Source organism: Dermatobacter hominis (assembly GCF_020715685.1).
Lineage (GTDB): Bacteria > Actinomycetota > Acidimicrobiia > Acidimicrobiales > Microtrichaceae > Dermatobacter > Dermatobacter hominis.
This window is the reverse complement of sequence record NZ_CP085840.1, coordinates 4,562,432-4,586,407: the sequence shown is the minus strand read 5'-3', so window position 1 is coordinate 4,586,407 and position 23,976 is coordinate 4,562,432. Positions and strand designations below refer to the sequence as shown.

The window sequence follows — 23,976 nt, the reverse complement described above, 5'->3', positions numbered from 1 at the left end:
GCGGCCTGGTGACGGATCGACGAGCGGTGGTGGCCGGCACTGGCGCACCGGGGCGAGCGTGGCTCGCGTCCTGATCACCGGGTCGACGACCGGGCTCGGCGAAGCGGCGGCTCGTCAGCTCCTCGACGAGGGCCACGAGGTCGTGCTGCACGCCCGGAGCACGAGCCGAGCCGGCGACGTCGCCGATCTCTCGGCCCGGGCCGTCGGCGTCGTGATCGGCGATCTCGCCGACCTCGACGAGGTCCGTCAGGTGGCCGACCAGGCGAACGCCATCGGCGCGCTCGACGCGATCATCCACAACGCCGGCGTCTACATCGACCCGGAGCGGATCGCCACGCCGCAGGGCCACGCCCGCACGTTCGCGGTCAACGTCCTCGCGCCGTTCCTGCTCACCTCGTGGATCGAACACCCGACCCGGCTCGTCTACCTCAGCAGCGGGATGCACCTCAGCGGGGACACCTCCCTCGACGACGTGGACTGGACGGCCCGTCCGTGGAGCGGCGTCCAGGCGTACTGCGACAGCAAGCTGCTCCTGACCACGTTCGCCCTGGCGCTCGCCCGCCGGCGTCCCGATCAGCGGATCAACGTGGTCGATCCGGGGTGGGTCCCGACCCGCATGGGCGGACCCTCGGCGCCGGATGACCTCGAGCTCGGCCACCTCACCCAGACGTGGCTCGCGGTGAGCGACGACGCCGAGGCCGCTGTCTCGGGCGGGTACTGGCACCACCGCGCACGGCAGTCGCCGGCTCCGGCTGCGGAGCAGCCACCGTTCCAGGACGCTGTGCTCGCCACGCTCGAAGGGCTGACAGGCGTCGACGCCGGCTGACCCCGGGCCGCGGAGCGGAGGCGATGCCGCCCGACCCGGCGCGGCGGGCGCCGGTACCGTCAGGCGCCGTGAACGACCACGGGCACGGCGAGCACGACCACGGTGAGCACGATCACGGCGGCCACGCCCACGGCGACTTCGACGAGATGGCCACGACGTGGGACGACGACCCCGCGAAGGTCGAGCGGGCCCGCATCGTCGCCGAGCTCATCGACCGGCGACTCGAGCTCGGTCCGGCGACGACGCTGTTCGAGTACGGGGCAGGGACGGGTCTGGTCGCCCAACACCTCGCACCACGCGTGGGCCCGATCACCGTGTCGGACCCCTCGGCCGGCATGCGAGCCGCGATGGAGGCCAAGGTCGCGGAGGGAACGCTGCCGACCGGGACGCGGATCTGGACGACCGACCTCGACGTCGATCGCGTCCCCGGTGAGCGCTTCGACCTCGTCGCCACCGTGCAGGTCCTCCACCACGTCACCGATCTGCCGCGGGTGCTGGCGGGCCTGGCGGCGATGACGTCGCCGGGCGGGCACCTGGCGGTGTGCGACCTCGAGCAGGAGGACGGCTCGTTCCACGGCGATGGCTTCGGCGGCCACCACGGCTTCGACCGGGCCGAGCTCGACCGCCAGCTCCGCGACGCGGGGTTCGTCGACGTGACGTTCGAGCACGCGTACGACCTGCGCAAGAACGACCACGACTACCCGTTGTTCCTTGCGTTCGCGACCCGCTGACGGCGGGGCGACGCGCGTCCATGCGGTCGAGCGGGCGCCGTTCTGGTGGAATGCCGCCATGGCCGAACGGATCGAGATCACCAAGGACTTCAACGCCTCTCCGGAAGCGGTCTACGCCGCCATCTCCGACGTGACCCGCATGGGCGAGTGGTCGGAGGAGTGCCACTCGTGCGAGTGGCACGACGGGGTCACCGGCCCTGCGGTCGGCGCGACCTTCGACGGCCACAACCGCAACGGCGACAACGAGTGGACCAGCCAGGGCAAGGTGATCGAGGCCGATCCCGGCCGAGCGTTCGCGTTCGAGTGCTCGATGTTCGACTTCCACTTCTCGACGTGGGGCTACCGGATCGAGCCCACCGAGGACGGCTGCCGGGTGACCGAGTGGACCGAGGACCTGCGACCGGAGTCGGCGCTGGAGTTCAGCCAGAACATGTCGGGCATCGTGGACCGATCAGCCCGGAACCGGGCCACGATGAGCGGCACGCTCGAACGCCTCGCCGCCGCCCTCGAGGGCTGACCGGCCGGGTCACCCGGTTCCGCTCCTGCCGGGCGCTGCGGCGAGCCGTTACCCTGCCGACGTGCACCGGATCTTCACCACGAGCGTCGCCTCGGTCTACCCGCACTACGTGACCAAGGTGGAGCGGAAGGGGCGGACGCAGGCCGAGCTCGATCAGGTGATCGAGTGGCTCACCGGCTACGACGACGCCGAGCTCCACCGGCGACTCGACGACGACACGACGTTCGAGGACTTCTTCGCCCAGGCGGAGCTGAACCCGAACGCCGCGGCCATCAAAGGCGTGGTGTGCGGTGTCCGCGTCGAGGACGTCGAGGACCCGCTCATGCAGAAGATCCGCTACCTCGACAAGCTCGTGGACGAGCTCGCCAAGGGCAAGGCCATGGTGAAGATCCTCCGCAGCTGACCACCGGGGCTGGCGGTGCGGTGCCTCCGGAAGGTCGCCAGGTCGCGGGCGCCGTCGCCTAGCTTGCGCCGGTGGCTGTGCTGGTGGGTCTGCTGGTCGCAGCGCTCTTCGGGTCGGGCGACTTCCTCGGCGGGATCGCATCTCGCCGGGCGTCGACGCTCGTGGTCCTGGCCACGGCGCAGGTGTGCGCTCTGGTCGGCGCGGTTCTCGTCGCGACACTCGCCGGTGGCGAACCACGGCCGGAGGACTTCGTGCTCGGCGCGGCCGCGGGCCTGGTCAACGTCACCGCCCTCGGCTGCCTCTTCCGGGGCCTCGCGATCGGCCGGATCGGTCAGGTGGCGCCCATCGCCGCTGTCATCGGCGCCACGATCCCGGTGGCGTGGGGCCTCCTCACCGGCGAGCGGCCCGGGCCCGTGGCGCTGTGCGGCGTCGCGCTGGCGGTGGTCGCCGGCGCGCTGATCGCCCGGGAGCGCGACGACGGCGACGGCCACGACGACCGGCGGGCGCTCCTCTTCGCCATCGCCGCCGGCGTCGGCTTCGGCGCGTCGTTCGTCCTCTTCGCCTCGACCGACCACGACTCCGGCTTCTGGCCCGTCCTCAGCGCGCGGGCTGCGGCCGCGGCCGGGGTGTTCGTCGTGGTCGCGATCACGAGGACGTCGTTGCGGGCCGACCGGGCACCGCGGCTCCAGGCCGTCGCCTCGGGCCTGTTCGACGTGTCGGCCACGGCGCTCCTGCTCGTCTCGGTCCGTGTCGGGCTCACCGCCGTCGTGGCGCCCGTCGCATCGCTCGCCCCCGGGTTCACCGTCGGCCACGCCTGGTGGTACCTGCACGAGCGCCCGACGCGGGTCCAGAAGGCGGGCGTCGTGGTGGCGCTCGCCGGGCTCGTGCTGATCGCACTCGGCTGAGCCGGTCGCCGACGGGTGTCGCCGCGCGAGGATGCGGGATGCCGACACCGCTCCCCATCCGGGACCGTCCGGTGCGGCTCGGCGTCGTCGGGCTCGGCCAGATCGCCGAGCTCGCCGTCCCCCCGTACCTCGGCCGACCCGACGTGGACGTGGTCGCGCTGTGCGACCGGGACCCGGGCCGTCGCGACCACTGGGCACGCAGGGTCTCCGGCGCCCGTCCGTGCGCATCGCTCGACGAGGTCGTGGAGCAGCGGCCCGACGTGGTCGACGTGCTCGTCCCGACCCCCGTGCACCACGAGGTGGTCTGCCGGCTGCTCGACGCCGGGGTCCACGTGCAGGTGCAGAAGCCGCTGGCCCGGGACCTCGCCGGGGCCGACGCGATGCTGGCCGCGGCAGCGAGGTCCGGAGCGACGCTGCGCGTCCTCGAGGACTACCTGTACTTCCCGCCCCTCGTGCGGATGAAGCAGCTGATCGACCAGGGCGAGATCGGCACGCCGGTCAACCTGAGCATGAAGATCGTCGGCAACGGGCGCGGCGGGTGGGACCTCACGCAGGAGAGCCTGGAGTGGCAGTTCGACCAGATCCGGGACGGTCGGGGGATGCTCGTGTTCGACCACGGATGGCACCAGCTCGCGGTGGCGACCTGGCTGTTCGGCCCGATCGAGCGGGTCTTCGGGTGGCTCGGGACCACCGAGGTCGCGCCCGGCTACGAGATGGACGCGCCGTCCACGCTGGTGTGGGAGCACCGCACCGGCGTCCGCGGCGTCCTCGACATCGGCTTCGCCGTCGACATGTACCTGCGGTCCTCGCACTACACCGGTGACGAGCGCGTCGAGGTGACCGGGTCCTGCGGCTACGTGCGCACCAACCGCATCAGCGCCCAGGGCATCGCCGAGCCGGCGCTCGTGCTCTACCGCGACGGCGAGACCCGGTCGTTCCACGACCTCGACGATCGGCCGCCCGACGCGTTCCGGGCGTCGGCCGACGCCGGCATCGGCTTCCTCACCGGTCGGCTCGACCGCGTCGACCTCACCGGCGAGGACGCCCGTCACGTCCTCGTCGCCCTCCTCACCGCGCTGGAGTCGAACGAGGCAGGCCGTCCACTGCCGGTCCCATCGTCCTGAGCCGCCGCTGCCCTACCGGAGCGCCAGGACGTTCGCTCGTAGTGTCGACGTGTGGATGCCGACGCCGCCGTGGACGAGTTGCGCGCCCTCGGCATCGAGCCGGGCGACCTCGTCGCGCTGGTGGTCGGTGACGCATCGCTGTCGGTCGCCGTCCCCACGTGGGCGACGAACTGGCCGGTCGCACCCGCCGACGTCGTGGGCCGGATCGACCGTGAGCTCGGGCCGCGCTGGGTGCTGTGGTCACAGGCCACGGCCGGCGCGCTCGCCGGCCACGGCGTCCGCCTCACCAGGTCGTGGGACGCCGCCGCGGTCCACCGGCTCCTGTTCGGTGGGTGGCGCGCCGACCCCGGCCGGATCTGGGCGCGCCTCCACGATCTGCCCACGGCCGATCTCCCCGCACCTGACCCGATCGACCTGTTCCACCAGACCGACGACGGCGATCCGGCCGGGCCCCTCAGGGAGGACGGCTACCTCGACCCGGAGTGGATCGATGGCGGGTGGGCGTCCTCGCCCGACCGGATGGCCGCGTGGGCGGGCGTGCTGGCCGACGTCGCCCGCCTCCAGCTGGCGGCCGTCGGGGACGTGTCGGCACGGGACGAGCGGCCGATGGCGCTCCGCACCGCCTACGCCGAATCGACCGCCGAGCTCCTGTGCGCGGAGCTCACGGTCGGCGGCCTCCCGATGGACCGAGCGGCGATGGAGGGCCGGATCAGCGCCTACGTCGGGCCTCGCCCGCGTTCGCCGCAGGAGGCGGTGGAACTGCGGGACGCCCGTGACGAGGAGGTGCTCCGTCACGTCCCGGAGGGCGTCCGGTTCGACCTGCGCAGCCCGTCCCAGGTGCGGTCGATGCTGCGCATGGTCGGCGTCGAAGTCCCCGACACCCGGGCGTGGCGGCTCGAGCGCCTCCGCGACGCGCACCCGTTGGTCGACGCGCTGCTGGCCTGGCGGAAGGCCGAGCGCGTCCAGACCACGTTCGGCTACGGGTGGCTCGACGAAAACCTCGGGCCCGACGGGCGGTTCCGTGGTGAGTGGTCGGGCTCCGACGGGGCGGCCGGCCGGATGACCGCGTCCGCGGGGCTGCACAACATGCCGGCCGACCTGCGAGGCGGCGTCGTGGCGGAACCCGGTCATGTCTTCGTCCGCGCCGACCTCGGCCAGATCGAGCCGCGGGTGCTCGCCGCCGTGTCGGGTGATCGGGCGCTCGCCGCCGCCAGCCAGGCCGACGACCTGTACGCGCCAGTGGCGGCGGAGCTCGGCGTCGACCGGGCGATCGCGAAGGTCGCGGTGCTCGGCGCGATGTACGGCCAGACCACCGGCGAGGGCGGTCGGGCTCTCGCCGGACTGCGCCGGTCCTACCCCGTCGCCATGGCGTACCTCGATGCCGCCGACCGTGCCGCGCAGGTCGGCCACGACCTGAGGACCTACGGCGGGCGGCTGGTCCGGACCGGCTCGGCGGCGCTCGGCGAGCCGGGCGGACCGGACTCGATCGGCGACCGCGAGGCACGCTCGCAGGCGGCGGCGAGGGGACGCTACGGCCGCAACGCGATGGTCCAGGGCGCAGCGGCGGAGCTGTTCAAGGTGTGGGCGGTGACGGTGCGCGCCCGGGGCCGTGACCTCGACGCGCAGGTCGTCCTCTGCCTGCACGACGAGCTCCTCGTGCACGTCCCGGACGAGCACGCAGGTGCCGCCGCGGCGATGGTCGACGACGCCCTGCAGGAGGCGGCCGCCCGTTGGGCTCCCGATCGGAGCGTGCGCTTCCTCTCCGACACCGCGGTCATCCCGACCTGGGCCGACGCGAAGGGGTGAGCCCGACCCGGAGGTCGGGCCCACCCCATCTCTTGTCAGATCACGCCGGCGTGCCGGCCAGCACGGCGTCGATCTGGTCGAGGACCATGCACATGCCCTCCTCGACGCCCATGGCGAGGACCTGTTCCATGCCCTCCAGCGAGTCGAAGGACGTGCGGATCGCCATCGCCGCGCCGCCGTCGTTCGCGTCGATCGTGACGACCATCACGGTCATCGAGTTGCCGTCGTTCGGGCGGCCGTCCTCGTCGACGTCGGCGTCGCGCAGCTCGAGTCGGTGGGGCGGTTCGGCGGCCAGGACCTCCCAGGTGCTGTCGTGATGCTCACCCTCGTCCCCCGCCATGGAGAAGGTGATCCGGCCGCCGGTCCGCAGCTCGTGGTCGACCACGGTCACCGGGTAGCCGGGCGGGCCCCACCACTGCTCGAACTGCCGGGGATCCGCCCACAGCAGCCAGGCCCGTTCGGCCGTGGCATCCAGCTGCGCCGTGACCGTCATGGTCAGGGCCTCCGGATCCTTCTCGACGCTGGTCACGCTCATCGCTGTCCTCCAGTGGTCCGCTTCTCGGTCGCCAACAGGTCGTCGATCCGGCCCACGCGCTGCCGCCAGAGCTCCTCGATGCCATCCAGGAGCGCTCGGGCCCGCTGGACGGTGTCGACGTCGGTGCGCACGATCCGCTCGCGCCCCCGTCGCTCCTTGGTGACGAGCCCCGCGCCCTCGAGCACCGCGACGTGCTTCTGCACGGCGGCGAAGCTCATCGGGTAGCGCTCGGCCAGCGCCGACACGCTGTAGCCGCCGTCGACGGACAGGGCGAGGATGTCGCGCCTGGTGCTGTCGGCGAGGGCGTGGAAGATGCGGTCGACCTCGGCGTCGGAGAGCTGATCTACAACCATGTGGTTGTAGGTTCGCACCTCGAGTCGCTCGATGCAAGCGGGAACCTTGACGGAACACTTCACAACTTGGTTAAGTGAACGGCGTGACCGCCACCGACCCGCTCAGCCTCGTGTTCTCGGCGCTGGCCGACCCGACCCGGCGAGCGATACTCGCCGAGCTCGCCGTCGGCGATGCCACCGTGACGCAGCTCACGGCGCCGCTGCCGATCTCGATGCCCGCCGTCTCGCGGCACCTCAAGGTGCTCGAGGGCGCCGCCCTGATCTCCCGCTCGCGTGAGGGGAAGTGGCAGCGGAGCCACCTCGAGGCCGTGCCGCTCCGGGAGGCGGCCGTCTGGATCGAGCGCTTCCGGGGGTTCTGGGACTCGTCCTTCGACCGCCTCGACGCGCACCTCGCTTCGATGCAACAGGAGGAGCGCCGATGAGCACCGAACCGCCCGATCTGTCCATCTCGCGCGTGTTCGATGCGCCCCGGGCCGTCGTCTACCGGGCCTTCATCGAGCCGGAGCAGGTGGCGGCATGGTGGGGGCCGACCGGCAGCGTGCGGCCGCTCGACGAGATGGAGTTCGACGTCCGACCTGGCGGCCACCAGCGCTTCGTGGCCCTGTTCCCCGACGACCCGTCCATCCGGGCGGAGGTGCACATCGACCTCGCCGACGTGGCGGAGGCCAGGGTGCTCGACGGCGTCATGCGCGTGCGTGGCCGCATTCCAGAGGGCTTCGAGACGTTCGAGACGCGGTTCCGGTTCGAGTTCCACGACGAGCCCGACGGGCGCACCCGCCTGGAGGTGCGCCAGTGGCTGCCGCCGCACGTGACGGGAGCGACCGAGGCGGGCTGGGGCCAGAGCTTCGCCCAGCTCGACACCCACCTCGCGACGGTGTCGCCCAGTCCCACCTGACCGCCGTGTTCGCCGACATCTGGGCGGCCGTAGCAAGGGAGACGTCTCGATGAGACCGCTTCGATACTCGATCAACGTCACGCTCGACGGCTGCTGCCACCACGAGGCAGGGCTCCCGCCGGACGAGGAGTCCATGCACTACTGGACCGCCGAGATGGACCGAGCTGATGCCCTGCTGTTCGGCCGGGTGACCTACGAGATGATGGAGTCGGCGTGGCGGCGACCGGCCACGGGCACGTGGCCCGACTGGATGGGCGAGTGGCAGATCCCGTTCGCCGAGGCCATCGACGGGGCGGAGAAGTACGTCGTGTCGAGCACGCTGGGCGACGTCGATTGGCGTGCCGAGCTGTTGCAGGGCGACCTGGGCCGAGCTGTCCAGCGGCTCAAGGAGGAGCCGGGCGCCGGCCTGTGGGTGGGTGGCGTCACCCTTCCCCTGGCGTTGGCAGATCTGGGTCTGATCGACGAGTACGAGTTCGTCGTGCAGCCGGTCCTGGCCGGACACGGCCCGACGTTGCTCGCCGGTCTGCGTGAGCGCATCGAGCTCGAGCTCGTCGATCGCCAGGAGTTCCGGTCCGGCGCGGTCGCCGTCCGGTACCGGCCCACGCGCGCTGCGCCGTGACGTGACCCGTCCCGGCACGGCGTCTGCTCATCGCACCCCGTCGACTTCGCCGTCCGAGCGACAGGTCGCAAGTGCCCGACCGGGCCGCTCAGCCGCTCCTGGCCGACCGGCGTCTCCGCGCGGCCACCTCGTCGAGACGTCGCGGCTGGGGCCGATCCGATCGGCCGATGCCCGTCCCGAGTCCGACTCCGGCGAGCAGGGAGACCACCAGGACCGCGGCGGCAGCGACGGCGAGTGCGGTGATCGTGACTGCGAGCATGACCCTCACCTCCATGAGCGCCGTTCGACGCTGTCGACGGCGTACCCGCCACAGGCGACCACCGATCATCACGGCGTCGGATTGTCTGATCGTCCGTCTGCCATCCGGCCGATGCAGCCCGGGTCCGCGGACGCCGGCACCCCGGTCGGAGGTCGAGCCGTCACCAGCGCCGCTCCCCGTCGTAGGAGTGCGAGGGCGGGCCCGATCGCCAGGTGGAGGCAGGAGGGAAGAGAGTGCCCCCACCCGACAGAGGCCCGACCTCGCTCCTTCAAGGTACGACCCGCCGACATCGAGGACTCCCCGGCCTGACGCCTCGCTCAGGGACCCGCTCGGCCGGCGGGCGACGACCTCGGCGGTGCCCGATCGGTCGCCGCGGCCGGGCCGTGTGCCACGATGTCGGAACGGGTCAGGGGGTGGCCCGTCGGGGAGGGGACACCATGAGGAAGCTGCTGGTCGCCGCGGCCGTCGTCACGGCCGGACTCGTCGCCGGGGCGTGCGCACCGCCGCCCGACCCGGGACCGGGGACCACCACGACCACCGAACCCGGCGGGCTCCCGGCGGTGCCCAGGCTGGCGGCTGCTCCGATCGGCGCGGAAAGCTTCGCGGCCATCGTCGAGGTCCGCGGCTTCGGCGCCGCCCGCCTCTACGCGTCGACCGACACGTGGCACCGCGAGCTCGACCCGACGGACCTCGGGGACCTGACCGCGATGTACACCGCGGCGCGCCAGGTCGACCAGGCCGGGCGGCTGATCCGCAGTGCCGGCGTCAGCTTCGACGACCACTGGCTCGAGATGTGCGACACGGTCGCTGCGGTGAGCTGCACCGAGATCCCCGACACGGACATGTTCGGCAGGGCGACGTTCTCGCCCGACGGCACCATGGTGTTCGGCGTCCGCCAGCCGCTCGACGGCCCGCCGACGCTGCGGATCTTCGACGCCACGACCTTCGAGACGATCGTCGAGGTCACGCGGAATCAGATCGACGCCGGCATCATGCCCGGAGCCTGGCGAGCGGACTCGGGCGCGATCGCGCTCGTGCTGGACCAGGAGCTCTACACGCTCGATGCCGAACCCGGCGCCGAGCCGCAGCTCGTCACCGGCACGGACATCAGCACGTGGCCGATCGTCCGCCAGGCCGGCTTCGTCGTCGGCTGGACCGCCGAGGGCCGCATCGTCTCGGGCTGGGGCGAATCGGACTGGTCGACCTGGCCGCCCACGGGCAGCACTGTGGTGCTCGAGACCGTCGACCCCGACGGCACCGACCGGCGTGAGCTCGGCCCGCTCGGGACGACCGGGTACGGGACCATGGCCCCGAACGGCGCCGTCGTGTGGCCCGCGGCCTCCGGCGTGACCGGCATCTACGGCCCCGGGTCGGTCCCGCACGCGCACTTCGACGCCGACGGTGCGCCGCCGCAGGCGCTGTCGCTGCCCTGGAACGAGTCCGGCCCGGACGGTCTCATGGCGGCGCAGGTCAACGTGCTGGGCTTCGTGCCGCGCGCCGCGGTCGGCGCACCCTGACCGCTCGGCACCACCGTCCCAGGTCTTTCTCGACGGCCCTCACGGAGAGCTCGACCGCTCCCAGCCCAGGCCGAGCCGCGTCATCGCAGCATCGAGAGCGGTCACGAGCCGGTCCGGCGACGACGCGCAGGCTTCCAGCTCCTCAGCACCGAGCAGCACCTGCGGGCCCGCATCGGTCCGCGCCACGACCAGCGGGAGCCGACCATCGGTGAGCGGACGCAGGTCGTCGGGTTGGTCGTTCCGATGGAACGTCTCGAACGGCACGGGCAACCCGTCCCGACAACGCCGCCATCCAGGCCGTTCCCTCAGCGCTCCATGCGTGATGTCGCACAGCGCGCAATGAGCCGATCCTCGGATCCGCCCCGCCACGTACGCCAGCTCCCCACGCAACGTCCCGTCCGCGTCATAGACCCCGACCAGCGAGGTCACCACCGAAGGAGCCCCACCGTCGACCACGACGCCAAGCCTGCCATCCGGAGCACCGCGCAGCCGATCAGGCATCGGGACCTCCCCGACACGCCTACGTTGAGCAGCTCACGCAGAGGAGTGCCACATGGGCAAGGTGGTCATGTACGGCTCGGTGTCGGTGGACGGCTTCATCGCGGACGGCGACGACCTGCCCGGACCGCTGTTCGACTGGTTGGGCAGCGGTGACGTCCCGTTGGACGGGAGCGGCGTGCTGAAGGTGTCGCAAGCCTCCTACGACTACATCCGGCCGTACTGGGACGAGATCGGGACGACCATCGTGGGTCGCCACGTGTTCGACCTCACGGACGGCTGGGACGGAACACCTCCGAGCGGGGTCGACCACGTGGTCGTCGTGACGCACCGGCCCGAGCCCGAGGGCTGGGACACCGGGGCGCCCTTCCACTTCGTCGACGACGTCGAGGCCGCGGTGGCCGCGGCGCAGGAGCTCGCCGGTGACCGCACGGTCGAGGTCGCCGCGGGCGACGTCGGCGGCCAGGTGCTCGCCGCTGGTCTGGTGGACGAGGTGCGCATGGACGTCGTCCCCGTGGTGTTCGGGTCCGGCAAGCGCTTCTTCGGATCGGTCGAGGCGCAGCACCTCTTGGGCGATCCGGACGTGGTGGTCCAGGGCGATCGGGTGCTCCACCTCCGATTCCCGGTGCGCCGATGACCGGCCCGGGCGGCGCCGGGCGCGCCGATCCGTCAGCCGCTGAGACGAACGAACGCGCTACCAACCCCAGGAGCCGGGGCCACCTTTGAACGGTCCGACCACCTTCGAGGTGATCCAGCCCCCGTAGAAGCTGCCCTCGTTGCCCTCGACCCGCTCGTCGTCGACGAAGCAGGCGTCGACGCACTGCGGGTAGAACGCGAGGTGGTCCGTGATGGCGGCGAAGCGCGGGGTCGGGGTCGGGTAGGACCAGGCGGCGTCCGCGACGACCGGGACGCCCGGAACAGCGAGGTCGAAGTAGGACGCCATGCCCTTCCACTCGCACGCGGTCGCGGTCGAGGACGCGACCAGGACGGAGAGGTCCACGTCGTCGGGCGGGAGGTAGAAGCCCGGCGGCTGGCTCGTCTCGAGGATCCGGATGGCCCGGGTGGTCTCGGCGACGGTCCGGCCGCCGTGCTCGACCCGGACGAGCGACGAGGTCGGTTCGATCGCCGGCGGTCTCGGGTAGTCCCAGACCGATTCCTGGCCGGGTCCCGGTTCGATGGCCTTCGGACGCGGCACGCCCGCTCCCCTACCCGACCCAGACCGACGACATGTCGTGCCGGCGGCGCAGCGGAGCCACGTCGTCGCCCTGATCCGCCGCCGAGCCGCGCAGTGCCGGCCGACGGCTACTCCTGCTCGGCGAGGGCGAGCGCCTGGTCACGGGTGACGATCATGGAGTGCTTGTTCTTGGCGTGGTCCTGGGCGTTGTCGACGATCTCGTCCTCGGTCTCGCCCTTCACGTCGGTGCCGCAGTCGCACCGGATCACGTACGTCATGGGGTGGCTCCGTTCGTCGTCTCGATCACCCAGGGGCCCGACGCAGTGCCGCCCACTTGGCCCGGTTCTCGAGGTAGCGGTGGATCTCCTTGATGGCGCCCGACCCCTCGCCGACCGACGAGGCGACGCGCTTCATCGAGCGTGACCGTACATCGCCCACGGCGAACAGCCCCGGGAGGCTGGTCTCCAGCGGGCGGGGCGATCGCGGCAGGAGCCAGTCGCCCAGCAGACCGTCGTGGCTGAGGTCGGCGCCGGTCACGACGAACCCGTGGTCGTCGCGGGCGACCACGTCGGGGAGCCAGTCCGTGTGGGGCCGGGCGCCGATGAGCACGAAGAGCCCGTCGGCGGGAACGGTCGTCCGATCACCCGACGGGCGGTCGAGGAGGGTCAGCGACTCGAGCTGACCATCGCCTGCGCCCTCCACCACCTCGGTGCGGAGCAGCACGGTCACGTTGGTCGCCGCCTCGATCTCGTCGACGAGGTACTTCGACATGCTCTTGGCCAGGTCATCGCCGCGGACCACGAGGGTGACGTGGGCGGCCCAACGGGCCAGGTGCAGGGCGGCCTGCCCGGCGGAGTTCCCGGCGCCCACCAGGTAGGCCTGCTGGTCGGCGACGTTGCGGGCCTCGGCCGGCGAGGCGCCGTAGTAGACGCCGCTGCCGACGAGGCAGTCGAGCGTCGGATCGTCGAGCCGGTTGTAGGTGACGCCGGTGGCGAGCACGATCGTCCGGGCCCCGATCAGGCGCCCGTCGGTGAGGTGCAGCGTGTGGCAGTCGTCGCCCGCGTCCAGGCCGTCGACCTCGCAGCCGGTGAGGAAACGGGTCCCGAACACCCACGCCTGCTCGTAGGCCTGGCGGGCCAGCTCGGCGCCGCCGATGCCGCGGGAGAACCCCAGGTAGTTGCGGATCATCGAGCTCGAGCCGGCCTGCCCGCCGACGGTGCCACGTTCGATGACGACGGTCTCCAGGCCCTCGGACGAGCCGTACACCGCAGCCGCCAGGCCAGCGGGCCCGGCGCCCACGATGGCCACGTCGTAGGTCCGATCCGGTCCGTCGACCGGGTGGCCACCGGGCTCGTCGCGGACGGCGACCACGTAGGCCGACCCCTCCTCGGCGGTGGTCCAGTCGTAGAGCAGCCCGCTCATCGCCCGGTGGAACGACTCGTCGGTCGAGCGGGACGGCATGGCCAAGTAGCTGTCGGCGGCACCCCCGGCGATGGCGGCGCGGATGGCGGTGGCCGTGGCGTCCTGGCCCCAGTCGTCGGCGGCGATCAGCAGCACCCGCTTGGCCCGCGGATGCAGCGAGCGGACGTCGGTGAGGAGCGTGCCGTCTGCGTCCATCGACCGGCGAGCGATGAGCACGACGGCGAGCGGCTGCGCCTCGGCGCGCAGCTGCTCGAGGACGGCGTGCCCGGCGGCGGCGGTCATGACCGCCGAGATGTCGTACGAGCTCCCGTAGCGCTCGCGGACGGTCGTCTCGATGAGGTCGAGGTCGCCATCCCGGTCGTCGAGGATCAGGATGTGCGGCCGCGGTCCGTGCTCACCGTTCCCGCTGGTCATGGGCCGCATCTTGGCACTGCGAGAGCGATCGGTCGCCCGGATCGCTCGGGATCTCAGCTCGTCGGCCCGAACCGCCGGAAGACGAGCGCGCCATCCCGGAACTCGTAGCTCACGTACTGGTCGCATCCGTTCTCGCTACGGAACTGCTGCCACTCGTAGACCTCGACCTGGGACCCGTCGCTCGCGGCGTACCGATCGCGCAGCGTGAGCGGATGGGCCACTGCGGCCTCGACCTCTGTGAGCGTCATCCCGTCGATCGCTGCCTCGTCCTGCTCCGTTGTGATCGCGTCGCAGGCCGACTCCGATGGGTACTCGGAGGGCGTGCCACCACCGTGCTCGCCGAGCGAGAACACGATGGCGAGGATCCAGAGCGCCCCGACGGCCGCGATCGTCACCGCGGCGATGAAGAGGCCGCCAAGGACCATGGTCGCCACGGCTCCAGCCCGCTCGAGGGTCCGAGATGCTCGGACGAGCACCATCATCCCGGCGCCACCGGCGACCAAGGCAGCGATCGACGCGACGAGGAGCGGGAACGGGTTGACCGCGATCACACCGGCAACGGAAAGGACGGCCGTGGCCGCCACGGCCGCGATCAAGGTCCGGTGCGAGGCTCGCTCAGAGGGGACGCTCGAGAGCTCGCTCATCAACTGATGGCGAGCGCGCAATCGCGCAGCTCGACTCCTCCCAGGTCGACACGGTGCCTCATGACCCCGTCCGAGATCCCGGACGGGGAGGACGCATCGGTCCGCGCGAAGGAGCTCGGCACCTTCTGGACCGGCGTGGATCGTCCGCCAGGGTGATGGTTCCCGGGTCGTGTGCCATCCGTTGCGCTTCCAGCCCGGTCGTGTCACCGTGGCGAACGTGGAGGGAGACGTTCAGCACCGGGAGACCGCCGTTCCGGTCCCGGTCGCCGCAACCGAACCACCTCGGCGCGAGCTGTCGGTCGCCGGCCAGTACCTCACTCGGCTGCTGGGCCTCCTGACCCTTCTCGCCCTCGGCGTGCTGGCGGTGGTGTCGTGGCGGGTCAACTCGGACGGGGCCAGCTTCACGATGACCGGCATGACCATGCCGATGTTCCTCGTGGGCGTGTGCTGGCTCGCCACCTACGCCGTCGCGGTGTGGATGGTTCGACTCGAGTGGAGCGGGACGAGCCTCGCCCTGGTGTCCGCCGCGCTTGCGGCGACGGCGCTGTCGCTCGGCCAGGCCGTCCCGCCCGACAGCCCCGACGCGCCGCCGTACTTCGGCCCGGATGCCGGTGAGCTCGCGGTCGAGCTCCGGTTCTCGCTGGTGTGCGCGGGCATCGTGTTCGTCGCGTGGGCGGTTTGGGCGACGATGCCCACCGCCCGCCGGAACTGGCCCCGTCCGGCGATCGCAGTGCTGGGCCTCGGCGTGCTGGCGCTGATCATCACGGCGTGGGCGCTGGTGCCCAGCTACCCGACCTTCGTGGACTAGGGCACCCACCCGTCGCCCCGGGACCTGACCACCCGCGACTCCCCTCCCGCTCTGAGGACCATGCGGACACGCTCGGCGCAGGCTGGGCCCGCACCGTTGCGGCCTGCATCGATGGCGGACCGAGCCGCCCGATGCGGAGGAGGGCCATCGAGCGGGAACCGCAGCCGGTGCCGCGACGTCACAGGCGTGGAACCGTCGAGCAGGATCGCGGAACCGCACCGCGAGGTGCGGGAACGGGAGCGCACCGAGGTGCGGAACAGGGGAGGTGGGATCGTGGCGATCTCTGGGAGTCGAGGACGCTCGCGCGTCGCTCGTCGCGTGACCGTCGTGGTGCTGTTGGTGCTGGCGGCCGGTGGGATTGCCGTGAGCTGCAGCGGGTTCGACGACGACTCGTCGTCGGGCGATGCCGACACGGCCGGAGAGGCCACGGGCCCAGACGGCGCTGCGGACTCCGGATCCGCCGGGGCCGCAGCGGCACCGGCGGTGGTCTCGCCGGACGCCGTGGAACAGGACGCGGCCGCTGGTCGCAAGCGGACGTTCACCGCCGACGTATCGCTCGGCGTCGACGAGGTGGATCGAGCCGTCGAACGAGCGGCGGCGGCCGTGTCGGAGATCGGCGGCTTCACGGCGACCGAGGACGTCGACCTCGAGGGGGACGGCCGGGCGTCGGTGACCTACCGGGTGCCGGCGGACCGGTTCGACGCTGCGCTCGACGCGCTGGGTGCGCTCGGCGAGGTGCGCACGAAGGACGTGCAGAGCGACGACGTGACGGCGCAGTACGCGGACCTCGACAGCCGGGTCGCGGCGCTGCGCACGAGCGTGGACCGCCTGCACGGTTTCCTCGCCCAGACGACCGACGTCAACCAGATCGCCACCATCGAGGCGGAGCTCACCCGCCGGGAGGCGGAGCTCGAGTCCACGGAGGGCCAGCGTCGGGCGCTGGCCGACCAGGTGGAGCTCTCCACCATCACCGTGGCCTTCGAGTCGCTCGACAGGGCGGCCGACGAGCTGCCCACGTTCCTCGGAGGGCTCGACACCGGTCGCGACGTCGCGGCGTCGCTGCTCGCCGCCGCCGTCGCAACGGCGGGGTTCCTCGTGCCCTTCCTGCCAGTGCTCGCGCTGGCGGTCGCCGCGATCGTCCTGGCGCGCCGTCGTCGGCGCCCGCTCACGCCGGCCGGCCAGCCTCCGGTCTGACGCGGTCGGCTCAGAAGCCCGGCGGCACCTCGAAGCCGCCGATCACGTTCGTGATGGCCTCTGCTGCGGCGAGCACCGCCCGGTCCCGCAGGAACGGGCCCACGACCTGCATGCCGACCGGCAACCCGCTGCCCGGGCCGTCGCCGGCGGTGCGACCTGCCGGGATCGCGGCCACGGGGAGCAGCATGGCGCCGATGCCGCCGCACCATGCGATGAGGTCGGCGTACATCGAGGTCACGCCGCCGATCTCGATCGTGCGCTCGGCGATCGGGCGGAGGTCGTGCGGGTGGGCGACGAGCTGGAACACCGGGCACAGCACGACGTCGTAGGTCTCGAAGGCGGCGGCCCAGCGTCGGCGCTGGAGCTGGCGGGCCTGGTCGGCTCGGGCGCGGTCCCGGACGTCGGCGACCATCGACCGCAACGCCCGCGAGGCGGTGTCGTCCCCGGTCATCGCCGGCGCGACGGCCTCGAGCTCCGCCCGGACGTCGTCGGGGAGGTCGGCGCCGATGATGGGCAGCACCAGCCGCTGCCACGACGCATACATGTCGGGCAACGGCACCGGCAGATCGATCTCCTCGACGAGCGCGCCCGCATCCGAGAGCTGGTCGAACGCCGAGCGCAGCACGTCGCGCACCTCCGCGGCCACAGGGTGGGCCGCGTCGTCGAGCACGACGCCGACGCGCAGGTCGGACACGTCGGCGACGTCGGCGGCCGGGAGGTCGAGGTGCCACGCGACCTCGTCCTCCGGGAGCGGCCCCGCCAGCACGTCGAGCCCGAGCGAGAGGTCGCGCACCGACCGCGCCATCGGACCGCCGCTGTTGACGTCGACCTCGAGGAGCGACCCAGGCGGCCCGGGGATGTGACCCCTCGACGGCACGATCGCCCACGACGGCTTGAGTCCGAACGTGCCGCACAGGTGCGACGGCAGACGGATCGACCCGCCGATGTCGCTGCCGAGCTCGAGCGGGGTGAACCCTGCCGCGACGGCGGCGGCCGCCCCACCCGAGGAGCCGCCGGCCGACCGCGTCGGGTCGCACGGGTTGCCGGTGGTTCCGAACACCTCGTTGAAGGTCTGGACGTCACCGGCGTACAGCGGGGTGTTGGTCTTGCCGAACACGATCGCTCCCGCGTCGAGCAGCCGGGCGACGGCGATGGCGTTCGTGTCCGGCACGTGCTCCGCCAGGGCGGGAGCGCCGCTCGTGGTGCGGATCCCAGCGGTCTCCCAGACGTCCTTGATCGTCATCGGAAGGCCGTGGAGCGGACCCCACGATCCGCCGGCAGCCGTTGTTCGGTCCGCCTCGTCGGCGCGGGCGCGCGCCCGCTCGAGGTCGAGGGTGACCACTGCGTTCACCGGACCGTCGAGCCGGTCGATGCGCTCGACGAGGAGCTCGAGCAGCTCGCGCGACGACACCTCGCGAGCACCGATCGCCCGGACGCACTCGGTCGCGTCGGCGAACGCCAGGTCGTCGCCGGAGGTCACTTCAGTTCCTGGCGGTACTCGATCGTCGCGTCGAACTCGTCGGCGACCCCCTTGCCGAGACCGGTGCCGCTGTCGTCGAGACCCAGACCCTCACGCAGCTCGGCCACGGTGAAGTTCTGCGTGATGGCCCAGACGGTGGCCGGCGGGGTCGACTCGGGGCTGCACCCGTCCTTGCCGCCCTCCGCCAGCTCGGCGGGGATCTTGATGCCGACGCGCTCCGCCAGGCCGATCAGGTCGTTGCCGTTGGCCACGGCGAGGCAGATGTCGGTGAACGAGTTGTGGCCTGCACCGTCGATGACGACGAGCCGCTTCGGCGGCGCGAGCCCGGCGTAGGTGTCCTCCACCTCGGCGAGCGGTACGAGGATGTCCTTGCGCGCCGCGATGTTCATCGACGGCTTCTCGGGCGGCGGACCGTCCTCTCGTCCAGCGGCGGCCCAGCCGACCGCGACATCGACCTGCGGCTCCGACAGCGCGGTCAGCACGGCACGACCGCCGGCCGAGTGCCCGACGGCGCCGACCAGATCGGTGTCGGCAAGGCCGGCGAGCGGTCCGGTCGCGTCGCCGACGAGGGTGATCGTGTCGATGAGGACGGCGACGTCCTTGGCGGTGTCGCTCTTCGCCCCGCCGGTCACCATCGCCGCGCGGCCCCGTTCGGTGTGGTCAGGGGCGGCCACCACGAAGCCCCACGACGCGATGCCGCGCACCAGCGCGGAGGCGTCCATCCGGTAGGAGCCGAATCCGTGGGAGAACAGCATGAGTGGGAACGGCCCGTCGGTCGAGCCGGGCACATCGCGGAAGGTGTCGGCCATGGTGACCGTGAGCGCCGAGATCGGCACGTCGGCCGGCAGCAACGCCGGCGCGGCCGCTGCGAGGTCGGCCGGCAGGGCGTCGAGCTGGCTGTACGTGGCCTCGGGCTGACCCTCGGTGCTCCCGTCCGCGGCGGGGTACCAGACCTCGACCTTGCGATCGGGCAGCGCGAGGGTGGTCACGCCCACCTCGAACGGCCCTGGCGTCGCGAACGCCGGGTCGTCGGGACTCTCGTCGACGACCGGCACGCCCGGACGGGCAGCGGTCGTGGTGGTGGTGTCGGCCCCGTCGGCCGAGCCTCCGTCGTCGTCGGCGCAGGCGCCCGTGACGAGCGCCACGACGAGCAGCAGCGCTGCTGCGATGGCAGAGGCCGCCCAGGGCCGCCGCTCAGCGGGGCGGCGTCGAGGCCCGGAAGGGCGCGTGCGAGTGTCGTCGTCGGTGCGCATGCCCGCATCCTGCCCGCACAGCCCGATCCCGCGTCGGATGTGCTCCGCCCGGTGTCGAAGCGAACCGCCTGGTCAGGAGACGAGATGCCGTCGGCAGCGCCCGCGATCCTGACCAGGAAGGACCCGGTCCGGCTCAGGCCTCCGGAGGGATGTCGCCGACGATCAGCCGATCGGCGCCCGGCGCGTCGACGTAGAGCATCCCGACGTAGCGGGTCGCGGTGTCGTCGACGTTCGGGACCGGGACCGCTCGCGTGCTGCCGTCCACGACGTCCAGCAAGTCGAATCCGTCGGCGTAGCTGCCCATGACCACGTACCGGCCATCGGACGACCGGTCCCACGGCGTGTTGGACCCGCCGAGGGCCAGTTGCTCGACGTCGCCCGTGATCGTGTCGGTGCGGACCAGGCCGTCCTCGTAGGTCCACGTCAGGTGGAGCTGCCCGTAGTCCCAGGAGTTCGGATCCTCCAGCGGCGGCGCCGGCGACACCGCACCGGTCGCCAGGTCCATGACGAGGCGCACCGGGGGCGGCCCCACCGGACCGGTACCCGACCAGAACGTCACCGTCGTCCCGTCGGCGCTGACGATCGGCGACGTGCTGCTGACGGTGGACGACCCGCCGACGCCGGTCAGTGGGTGGGTCGTGCCGTCGGTGCGGTCGAGCAGGTACAGCTCTGAGCAGTACGCCGTCTGCAGCGGCGTGAACGGCGCCGGTTGCACCTTGCAGTTCGCCGCGAGCGGTCCGGTCTGCAGCGTCGGGTCCGCCGACGAGAACACGATGACCGACCCGTCGTTCGACGCCGACGCCCGCGCGGTGAACGGAAGCCCGAGGTCCTCCGTCGTCCCCGTGCTGTCGTCGTAGAGCCACAGGTCGCCGCCGGCGCCGGAGAGCCGGTCGTACAGGACGACGGAGGGCGAACCCACCTCGGACTCGAGGAACAGGTCACCGCCGGGTGGGCTGATGTCCACGACCGTCGCGCCCGCAGGCAGCGGCACGGTCGGCGGCGGGGCCGACGTGCCCGGCTGACACGCGGTGACGGCGCCGACCACCAGGGCCGTCGCGACGGCGAACACTCTTCGTCGGGCCGCTCGCGGCCCCTTCACGCCCGTGTACTGCACCCCTGCCTCCATCCGCCTTCTGCGCCGCGCTCACCGCTTGGGCGGGCGCGACGCGGCCACCCACAGGATGACGGGCCGGGGCTGCCCAGACGAGGGGGAATCCTCCCGTCTGCACAGGTATCGGGCTCTTGGGCCAGCGGCCCGATGCACGAACGCAGCCGCCTCCCGACCGCTGAGGTCGAACGGCCAGATGACGGGACGTACGACGAGTCGGTTCCTGGTGTCCGGGCGTGGACCTGACCGTCGAGGACCCACTCGACGCACGTCCCGCAGGCGGCCGTGGCGCTACGCCTAGTCGGTTGCCTCGGCGTCCCAGGCGCGTCGCACGAGACGTTCGAGCACGTCCCGGTCGACGTCGTCGACGGCCTTCACGTACACGCAACCCTTGCCGGTGGTGTGCGGGCCGAGCTCGTCCAGCAGCGGGTCGTCGGGACCGTCCCCGTCGTGGATGCCGTAGATCGTCGAGGCGGTCTTGCGTGGCGAGAAGCCGACCACGAACCAGTCGTTCGTGCCGGTGGTGTTCGTATACGGGCGGCTGCCGAAGCCGACGATCGACGGGCCCCACATCTTGGCGTCGGCGCCCGTGACCCGTTCGAAGAGCGCCCGAAGGGTGTGGGCGTCGGCGCGACGGCGATCGTTCGGGACCGAGTCGATGAACGCCGTGACATCGTCGTCGGTGGCTCGGGTCTTGGGCGCCGCCATCGGCTCATCCTCGCACGACACCCGGCGACGGCACCGGCCGTCCACGGAGCGGTCGCCGGTCGACACAGCGTCGTTCGGCTCCCCGATGGCGACGTTCGACGCTCAGCTCAACGCCTCGGAGAGCCCGATGAGGATGCCCTCGGGTCCGCGGATGTAGCAGAGGCGGAACGCCGACTCGTACTGGACGACCTCGGTGCTCACAAGCTGGGCACCGTGCTCGGTCACCCGGGCGAGCGTGTCGTCGATGTCGTCCACGGCGAACATGACGCGCAGGTAGCCGAGTGCGTTGACGGGTGCGTTGCGGTGATCCTCGATGACCTCGGGCTCGAGGAACCGCGAGAGCTCGAGCCGGCCGTGGCCGTCTGGCGTGCGCATCATGGCGATCTCCACCCGTTGGTCGCCCAGGCCGGTGACACTCCCCGCCCACTCCCCTTCCACCGGGGCTCGGCCTTCGAGCTCGAGGCCGAGCTCGCGGAAGAAGTCGATCGCCGCTTCGAGGTCCTCGACGACGATCCCGACGTTGTCCATCCTGAGCGCCATCCGCCGAGGTTAGGGACCGCTGGACACCGACCGCCCACGGGGGTGGCCCGGGATTCGGGTCAGCTGTGATCCCAGGGGTGGCGACGTCGGGCCGTGGTTAGCCTTGGATGATGGAGAGGCGCTCGGGCCGCCGTGGGGCGGCCCTGCGAGCGGCGTGGTGCTGCGCCGCGATCCTGGTCGGGTCTGCCTCGGGGTGTGCCCGAACCGACGCGCCGGGCGGCGAGATCCCTGTGACGACCGTTTCGACGACGACCTCGTCGACGTGGATCACGACGTCGACGTCGCCACCATCGACGATCACGGTCGCGGGCTCCGTCGACTACGGCGTGTCGGGCGCATGGGTGATCCGCATCGACCGCGCATCGGGAACGTCTCGACCGTGGGTCCACCTGAACCATCTGCCGGAGCTCGCCGACTTCGACGCCTACGGCGCCGAGCTCGCCGTCGCTCCCGACGGTTCCGTTCTCGCCATCTCGGCAACGGGGTACCCGCTCGGAACGGGGACCGGATTCCCGGGATCCGCCGAGCAACGCTCACCGCGATCGGAGCTCTACCTCGCGTCGACGGAGCGGCCCGACGAGGTCCGTCGGGCCGACACCGGACTCACGGACCTCGGACCGGTCGCGTTCAGTCCGGACTCGCGGTGGCTCGCGGTGGTCGGCGACAGCACCCTCTCACTGGTCTCGGTCGACGGGGCAACATCTGTGCGCGCGAGCACCACGGACCCCTTGCCGTACCCGCACGAGCTGACGTGGTCACCGGACGGTCGCTCGCTCTCGGTGCTCAACCTCAACAACCGCGGCGCGCCATGGACGGTCACCTTCGACGTCGATCCCGCCAACGGGACCGCCCGGAACGTGCCGAGATGAACTCCTACCTCCGGCAGTGCTTCGGGCGGCGAGGACGCCTTCGAGACCCACGCCGCTTACAGAAACTCTGACGTCAGCACTCGCCGGATCGATTCGACGTCTTCGTCGGGGCCGGCCGGCTCGAGCGCGATCGCCCGGCCGTCGTCCAGCCTCAGACACAGCCAATCAGGATGCGCAGCGTCCTCGGCGACGAGCACGCCGTCACGCTCAGCGGTGGCGACGGCCCGACGAGCGTGCACGTGGCGGCGGCCGACCAGATCGAACAGCCCCAGTCGGTGCGCGGTGACGGCAACGAACATCAGGCGCGGAAGATCAGTCACGAACTCCTTCTCGAGACGTGAGCGATCGTCGATCCGACGCATCTCCCACTCCGAGGCACTTGCCACGAACGAAGGCAGCGACGGCTCCCACGCAGCCAGAGGAGCACCAACATGGGCAGGTCGGAACCATCCACTCGCCACGAGCGGCTCCGCCAACAGACCAGCGGCGTACTCGGTCCACTCGTCCTGCTCCACGAGCGGAGCGTACCGACGCCACGGGCGCCACCGGCGAGTAGTGCCTGTTCTGGTTGGTCGGCAGGAAGTGGCCCATTATCGGCCGTTGCTCGGCATGATCTCGCCATGCACACGTCCGATTCAGACCTCCTCGACAGCGGAAGCGCGTCGTCGTTGCTCATCGTCACGGGTCCCCCCGGCGCGGGCAAGACCACTGTGGCCCGGGACCTCGCTCGCCGTGAGCCTGGCGCATCGGTCTGCGTTGAGTCCGACTGGTTCTGGACCACCATCGTTCGAGGGCCCATCGAGCCATGGCTGCCCGAAGCTGACACCCAGAACCGTGCAGTGCTCGCCGCCGCGGCATCGGCCGCCGCCGCGCTACGTGCCGGCGGATACGCCACCGCCCTCGAAGGGATCATCGGCCCGTGGATGCTCGACACTCTGAGCGCCGTCATTGGGCCGAACCCCATCGACTACGTCGTGCTGCGCCCCGACCTCTCCACCTGTCTCCACCGTGCCAGAACCCGCTCGACCGAGCCCCGAGTGAGCGGCCATCCACCTCTCTCGAATCCTGAGCCGATCCGCCAGATGTGGGAGCAGTTCCAGCTGCTCGGCCAGCTCGAACACCACGTTGTCGACACGACGGGCCTCGATGCCGATCAAACAACGGACGCCATCATCCAAGACCGCGTCGTCGGACGATTCAGGCTCAGCCGCATCACGGCGGATTAGTGCCGGATCGACTTTCGCCAAGTTCGCCGAGCGCGGCCGTAGCATTCGTTCGTGCAGCTGCGGCGACTGCCGTCCGTCGAATCAATCACGAGGCTGACCGGACGGACACCGGAGGGGTGGCTACCGGTTGGTCCGCCGTTGCGGCGCC

Annotated in this window: 29 protein-coding genes; 16 read left to right on the top strand and 13 right to left on the bottom strand. The window is 71.7% G+C overall.

Going from position 1 to position 23,976, the window contains the following annotated elements:
- Positions 1–58 precede the first annotated feature (58 nt).
- The 7 genes from LH044_RS21450 to LH044_RS21420 all read left to right on the top strand — a co-directional run bounded on the left by LH044_RS21450 (position 59) and on the right by LH044_RS21420 (position 6,312).
- Positions 59–826: an SDR family NAD(P)-dependent oxidoreductase gene (locus tag LH044_RS21450; RefSeq protein ID WP_227757676.1), complete on the top strand. Its 768-nt coding sequence runs from the start codon at positions 59–61 to the stop codon at positions 824–826.
- A 68-nt stretch (positions 827–894) separates the two neighbouring features.
- Entirely contained in the window at positions 895–1,557 is a 663-nt protein-coding gene (locus tag LH044_RS21445) for a class I SAM-dependent DNA methyltransferase (protein WP_227757675.1), read from the top strand.
- Positions 1,558–1,615: 58 nt separating this feature from the next.
- The gene (locus tag LH044_RS21440) at positions 1,616–2,074 is read left to right on the top strand and encodes an SRPBCC family protein (RefSeq protein WP_227757674.1); all 459 of its coding nucleotides are present in this window, start codon (positions 1,616–1,618) and stop codon (positions 2,072–2,074) included.
- Between the two features lie 61 nt (positions 2,075–2,135).
- A complete protein-coding gene (locus LH044_RS21435; protein ID WP_227757673.1) occupies positions 2,136–2,477 on the top strand; it encodes a DUF2200 domain-containing protein in 342 nt (113 codons plus the stop codon).
- 71 nt (positions 2,478–2,548) lie between these two features.
- On the top strand, positions 2,549–3,382 hold the full coding sequence (locus tag LH044_RS21430; protein ID WP_227757672.1) for a DMT family transporter: 834 nt from the start codon (positions 2,549–2,551) through the stop codon (positions 3,380–3,382).
- 38 nt (positions 3,383–3,420) lie between these two features.
- Positions 3,421–4,506, top strand: coding sequence for a Gfo/Idh/MocA family protein (locus LH044_RS21425; RefSeq protein WP_227757671.1), 1,086 nt, complete (start codon positions 3,421–3,423; stop codon positions 4,504–4,506).
- Positions 4,507–4,557: 51 nt separating this feature from the next.
- Entirely contained in the window at positions 4,558–6,312 is a 1,755-nt protein-coding gene (locus LH044_RS21420) for a DNA polymerase (protein WP_227757670.1), read from the top strand.
- Between the two features lie 40 nt (positions 6,313–6,352).
- On the opposite strand, the gene LH044_RS21415 is transcribed toward LH044_RS21420, so the two are convergent.
- Together LH044_RS21415 and LH044_RS21410 are read right to left on the bottom strand one after the other, a co-directional pair.
- Complete coding sequence (locus LH044_RS21415) at positions 6,353–6,847, bottom strand: SRPBCC family protein (protein ID WP_227757669.1); 495 nt, start codon at positions 6,845–6,847, stop codon at positions 6,353–6,355.
- The gene (locus tag LH044_RS21410; protein WP_374210648.1) at positions 6,844–7,200 is read right to left on the bottom strand and encodes an ArsR/SmtB family transcription factor; all 357 of its coding nucleotides are present in this window, start codon (positions 7,198–7,200) and stop codon (positions 6,844–6,846) included. Before LH044_RS21410 ends, LH044_RS21415 begins: the two co-directional genes overlap by 4 nt.
- 83 nt (positions 7,201–7,283) lie before the next feature.
- On the opposite strand from LH044_RS21410, the gene LH044_RS21405 reads away from it, so the two are divergent.
- The 4 genes from LH044_RS21405 (at position 7,284) to LH044_RS21390 (ending at position 10,490) form a co-directional block, all read left to right on the top strand.
- The gene (locus LH044_RS21405; RefSeq protein WP_227757667.1) at positions 7,284–7,622 is read left to right on the top strand and encodes an ArsR/SmtB family transcription factor; all 339 of its coding nucleotides are present in this window, start codon (positions 7,284–7,286) and stop codon (positions 7,620–7,622) included.
- Positions 7,619–8,095 carry an SRPBCC family protein gene (locus LH044_RS21400; protein WP_227757666.1) on the top strand — a complete coding sequence of 159 codons (477 nt, stop codon included), beginning with the start codon at positions 7,619–7,621 and terminating at the stop codon, positions 8,093–8,095. The genes LH044_RS21405 and LH044_RS21400 overlap by 4 nt, the downstream gene beginning before the upstream one ends.
- A 49-nt stretch (positions 8,096–8,144) precedes the next feature.
- Entirely contained in the window at positions 8,145–8,714 is a 570-nt protein-coding gene (locus LH044_RS21395) for a dihydrofolate reductase family protein (RefSeq protein WP_227757665.1), read from the top strand.
- 696 nt (positions 8,715–9,410) lie between these two features.
- Complete coding sequence (locus tag LH044_RS21390) at positions 9,411–10,490, top strand: hypothetical protein (protein ID WP_227757664.1); 1,080 nt, start codon at positions 9,411–9,413, stop codon at positions 10,488–10,490.
- 39 nt (positions 10,491–10,529) lie between these two features.
- Here LH044_RS21390 and LH044_RS21385 read toward each other — a convergent pair whose 3' ends face one another.
- A complete protein-coding gene (locus LH044_RS21385; RefSeq protein ID WP_227757663.1) occupies positions 10,530–10,991 on the bottom strand; it encodes a hypothetical protein in 462 nt (153 codons plus the stop codon).
- A gap of 52 nt (positions 10,992–11,043) precedes the next feature.
- Here LH044_RS21385 and LH044_RS21380 point away from each other — a divergent pair, with 52 nt between their 5' ends.
- Positions 11,044–11,625, top strand: coding sequence for a dihydrofolate reductase family protein (locus tag LH044_RS21380; RefSeq protein WP_227757662.1), 582 nt, complete (start codon positions 11,044–11,046; stop codon positions 11,623–11,625).
- 57 nt (positions 11,626–11,682) lie between these two features.
- Here LH044_RS21380 and LH044_RS21375 read toward each other — a convergent pair whose 3' ends face one another.
- The 4 genes from LH044_RS21375 to LH044_RS21360 all read right to left on the bottom strand — a co-directional run bounded on the left by LH044_RS21375 (position 11,683) and on the right by LH044_RS21360 (position 14,642).
- Positions 11,683–12,183, bottom strand: coding sequence for a DUF427 domain-containing protein (locus tag LH044_RS21375; protein ID WP_227757661.1), 501 nt, complete (start codon positions 12,181–12,183; stop codon positions 11,683–11,685).
- A gap of 107 nt (positions 12,184–12,290) precedes the next feature.
- The gene (locus tag LH044_RS21370) at positions 12,291–12,440 is read right to left on the bottom strand and encodes a DUF1059 domain-containing protein (protein WP_227757660.1); all 150 of its coding nucleotides are present in this window, start codon (positions 12,438–12,440) and stop codon (positions 12,291–12,293) included.
- Between the two features lie 25 nt (positions 12,441–12,465).
- Positions 12,466–13,998: an NAD(P)/FAD-dependent oxidoreductase gene (locus LH044_RS21365; protein ID WP_227757659.1), complete on the bottom strand. Its 1,533-nt coding sequence runs from the start codon at positions 13,996–13,998 to the stop codon at positions 12,466–12,468.
- A 53-nt stretch (positions 13,999–14,051) separates the two neighbouring features.
- A complete protein-coding gene (locus tag LH044_RS21360; RefSeq protein ID WP_227757658.1) occupies positions 14,052–14,642 on the bottom strand; it encodes a hypothetical protein in 591 nt (196 codons plus the stop codon).
- A gap of 217 nt (positions 14,643–14,859) precedes the next feature.
- Here LH044_RS21360 and LH044_RS21355 point away from each other — a divergent pair, with 217 nt between their 5' ends.
- Both LH044_RS21355 and LH044_RS21350 read left to right on the top strand, forming a co-directional pair.
- Positions 14,860–15,450, top strand: a complete 591-nt coding sequence (locus tag LH044_RS21355) for a hypothetical protein (protein WP_227757657.1) — start codon at positions 14,860–14,862, stop codon at positions 15,448–15,450.
- A gap of 318 nt (positions 15,451–15,768) precedes the next feature.
- Positions 15,769–16,644: a DUF4349 domain-containing protein gene (locus LH044_RS21350; RefSeq protein ID WP_227757656.1), complete on the top strand. Its 876-nt coding sequence runs from the start codon at positions 15,769–15,771 to the stop codon at positions 16,642–16,644.
- 10 nt (positions 16,645–16,654) lie between these two features.
- On the opposite strand, the gene LH044_RS21345 is transcribed toward LH044_RS21350, so the two are convergent.
- The 5 genes from LH044_RS21345 to LH044_RS21325 form a co-directional block, all read right to left on the bottom strand.
- The gene (locus LH044_RS21345; RefSeq protein ID WP_227757655.1) at positions 16,655–18,124 is read right to left on the bottom strand and encodes an amidase family protein; all 1,470 of its coding nucleotides are present in this window, start codon (positions 18,122–18,124) and stop codon (positions 16,655–16,657) included.
- Positions 18,121–19,377 carry an alpha/beta hydrolase family protein gene (locus LH044_RS21340; RefSeq protein ID WP_227757654.1) on the bottom strand — a complete coding sequence of 419 codons (1,257 nt, stop codon included), beginning with the start codon at positions 19,375–19,377 and terminating at the stop codon, positions 18,121–18,123. Before LH044_RS21340 ends, LH044_RS21345 begins: the two co-directional genes overlap by 4 nt.
- A 133-nt stretch (positions 19,378–19,510) precedes the next feature.
- Positions 19,511–20,503, bottom strand: a complete 993-nt coding sequence (locus LH044_RS21335) for a TolB-like translocation protein (protein ID WP_227757653.1) — start codon at positions 20,501–20,503, stop codon at positions 19,511–19,513.
- Positions 20,504–20,782: 279 nt separating this feature from the next.
- The gene (locus LH044_RS21330; protein ID WP_227757652.1) at positions 20,783–21,193 is read right to left on the bottom strand and encodes a DUF1801 domain-containing protein; all 411 of its coding nucleotides are present in this window, start codon (positions 21,191–21,193) and stop codon (positions 20,783–20,785) included.
- 102 nt (positions 21,194–21,295) lie between these two features.
- Complete coding sequence (locus tag LH044_RS21325; RefSeq protein ID WP_227757651.1) at positions 21,296–21,733, bottom strand: VOC family protein; 438 nt, start codon at positions 21,731–21,733, stop codon at positions 21,296–21,298.
- 230 nt (positions 21,734–21,963) lie between these two features.
- Between LH044_RS21325 and LH044_RS21320 the strand changes: the two genes are divergently transcribed.
- Positions 21,964–22,602, top strand: coding sequence for a TolB-like translocation protein (locus tag LH044_RS21320; RefSeq protein ID WP_227757650.1), 639 nt, complete (start codon positions 21,964–21,966; stop codon positions 22,600–22,602).
- A 56-nt stretch (positions 22,603–22,658) separates the two neighbouring features.
- Here LH044_RS21320 and LH044_RS21315 read toward each other — a convergent pair whose 3' ends face one another.
- On the bottom strand, positions 22,659–23,117 hold the full coding sequence (locus LH044_RS21315) for a hypothetical protein (RefSeq protein WP_227757649.1): 459 nt from the start codon (positions 23,115–23,117) through the stop codon (positions 22,659–22,661).
- A 105-nt stretch (positions 23,118–23,222) separates the two neighbouring features.
- On the opposite strand from LH044_RS21315, the gene LH044_RS21310 reads away from it, so the two are divergent.
- Positions 23,223–23,828 (top strand): AAA family ATPase, encoded by a 606-nt coding sequence (locus LH044_RS21310; RefSeq protein WP_227757648.1) that lies wholly within the window; start codon positions 23,223–23,225, stop codon positions 23,826–23,828.
- The last annotated feature ends 148 nt before the right edge of the window (positions 23,829–23,976 follow it).

Coding starts and splice junctions, on each gene's coding strand:
- LH044_RS21415 (WP_227757669.1), bottom strand. CDS start 6,847: ATGAGCGTGACCAGCGTCGAGAAGGATCCGGAGGCCCTGACCATGACG.
- LH044_RS21310 (WP_227757648.1), top strand. CDS start 23,223: ATGCACACGTCCGATTCAGACCTCCTCGACAGCGGAAGCGCGTCGTCG.
- LH044_RS21325 (WP_227757651.1), bottom strand. CDS start 21,733: ATGGCGCTCAGGATGGACAACGTCGGGATCGTCGTCGAGGACCTCGAA.
- LH044_RS21385 (WP_227757663.1), bottom strand. CDS start 10,991: ATGCCTGATCGGCTGCGCGGTGCTCCGGATGGCAGGCTTGGCGTCGTG.
- LH044_RS21390 (WP_227757664.1), top strand. CDS start 9,411: ATGAGGAAGCTGCTGGTCGCCGCGGCCGTCGTCACGGCCGGACTCGTC.
- LH044_RS21395 (WP_227757665.1), top strand. CDS start 8,145: ATGAGACCGCTTCGATACTCGATCAACGTCACGCTCGACGGCTGCTGC.
- LH044_RS21440 (WP_227757674.1), top strand. CDS start 1,616: ATGGCCGAACGGATCGAGATCACCAAGGACTTCAACGCCTCTCCGGAA.
- LH044_RS21370 (WP_227757660.1), bottom strand. CDS start 12,440: ATGACGTACGTGATCCGGTGCGACTGCGGCACCGACGTGAAGGGCGAG.
- LH044_RS21340 (WP_227757654.1), bottom strand. CDS start 19,377: ATGCGCACCGACGACGACACTCGCACGCGCCCTTCCGGGCCTCGACGC.
- LH044_RS21400 (WP_227757666.1), top strand. CDS start 7,619: ATGAGCACCGAACCGCCCGATCTGTCCATCTCGCGCGTGTTCGATGCG.
- LH044_RS21330 (WP_227757652.1), bottom strand. CDS start 21,193: ATGGCGGCGCCCAAGACCCGAGCCACCGACGACGATGTCACGGCGTTC.
- LH044_RS21335 (WP_227757653.1), bottom strand. CDS start 20,503: ATGGAGGCAGGGGTGCAGTACACGGGCGTGAAGGGGCCGCGAGCGGCC.
- LH044_RS21360 (WP_227757658.1), bottom strand. CDS start 14,642: ATGAGCGAGCTCTCGAGCGTCCCCTCTGAGCGAGCCTCGCACCGGACC.
- LH044_RS21365 (WP_227757659.1), bottom strand. CDS start 13,998: ATGACCAGCGGGAACGGTGAGCACGGACCGCGGCCGCACATCCTGATC.
- LH044_RS21425 (WP_227757671.1), top strand. CDS start 3,421: ATGCCGACACCGCTCCCCATCCGGGACCGTCCGGTGCGGCTCGGCGTC.
- LH044_RS21380 (WP_227757662.1), top strand. CDS start 11,044: ATGGGCAAGGTGGTCATGTACGGCTCGGTGTCGGTGGACGGCTTCATC.
- LH044_RS21410 (WP_374210648.1), bottom strand. CDS start 7,200: ATGGTTGTAGATCAGCTCTCCGACGCCGAGGTCGACCGCATCTTCCAC.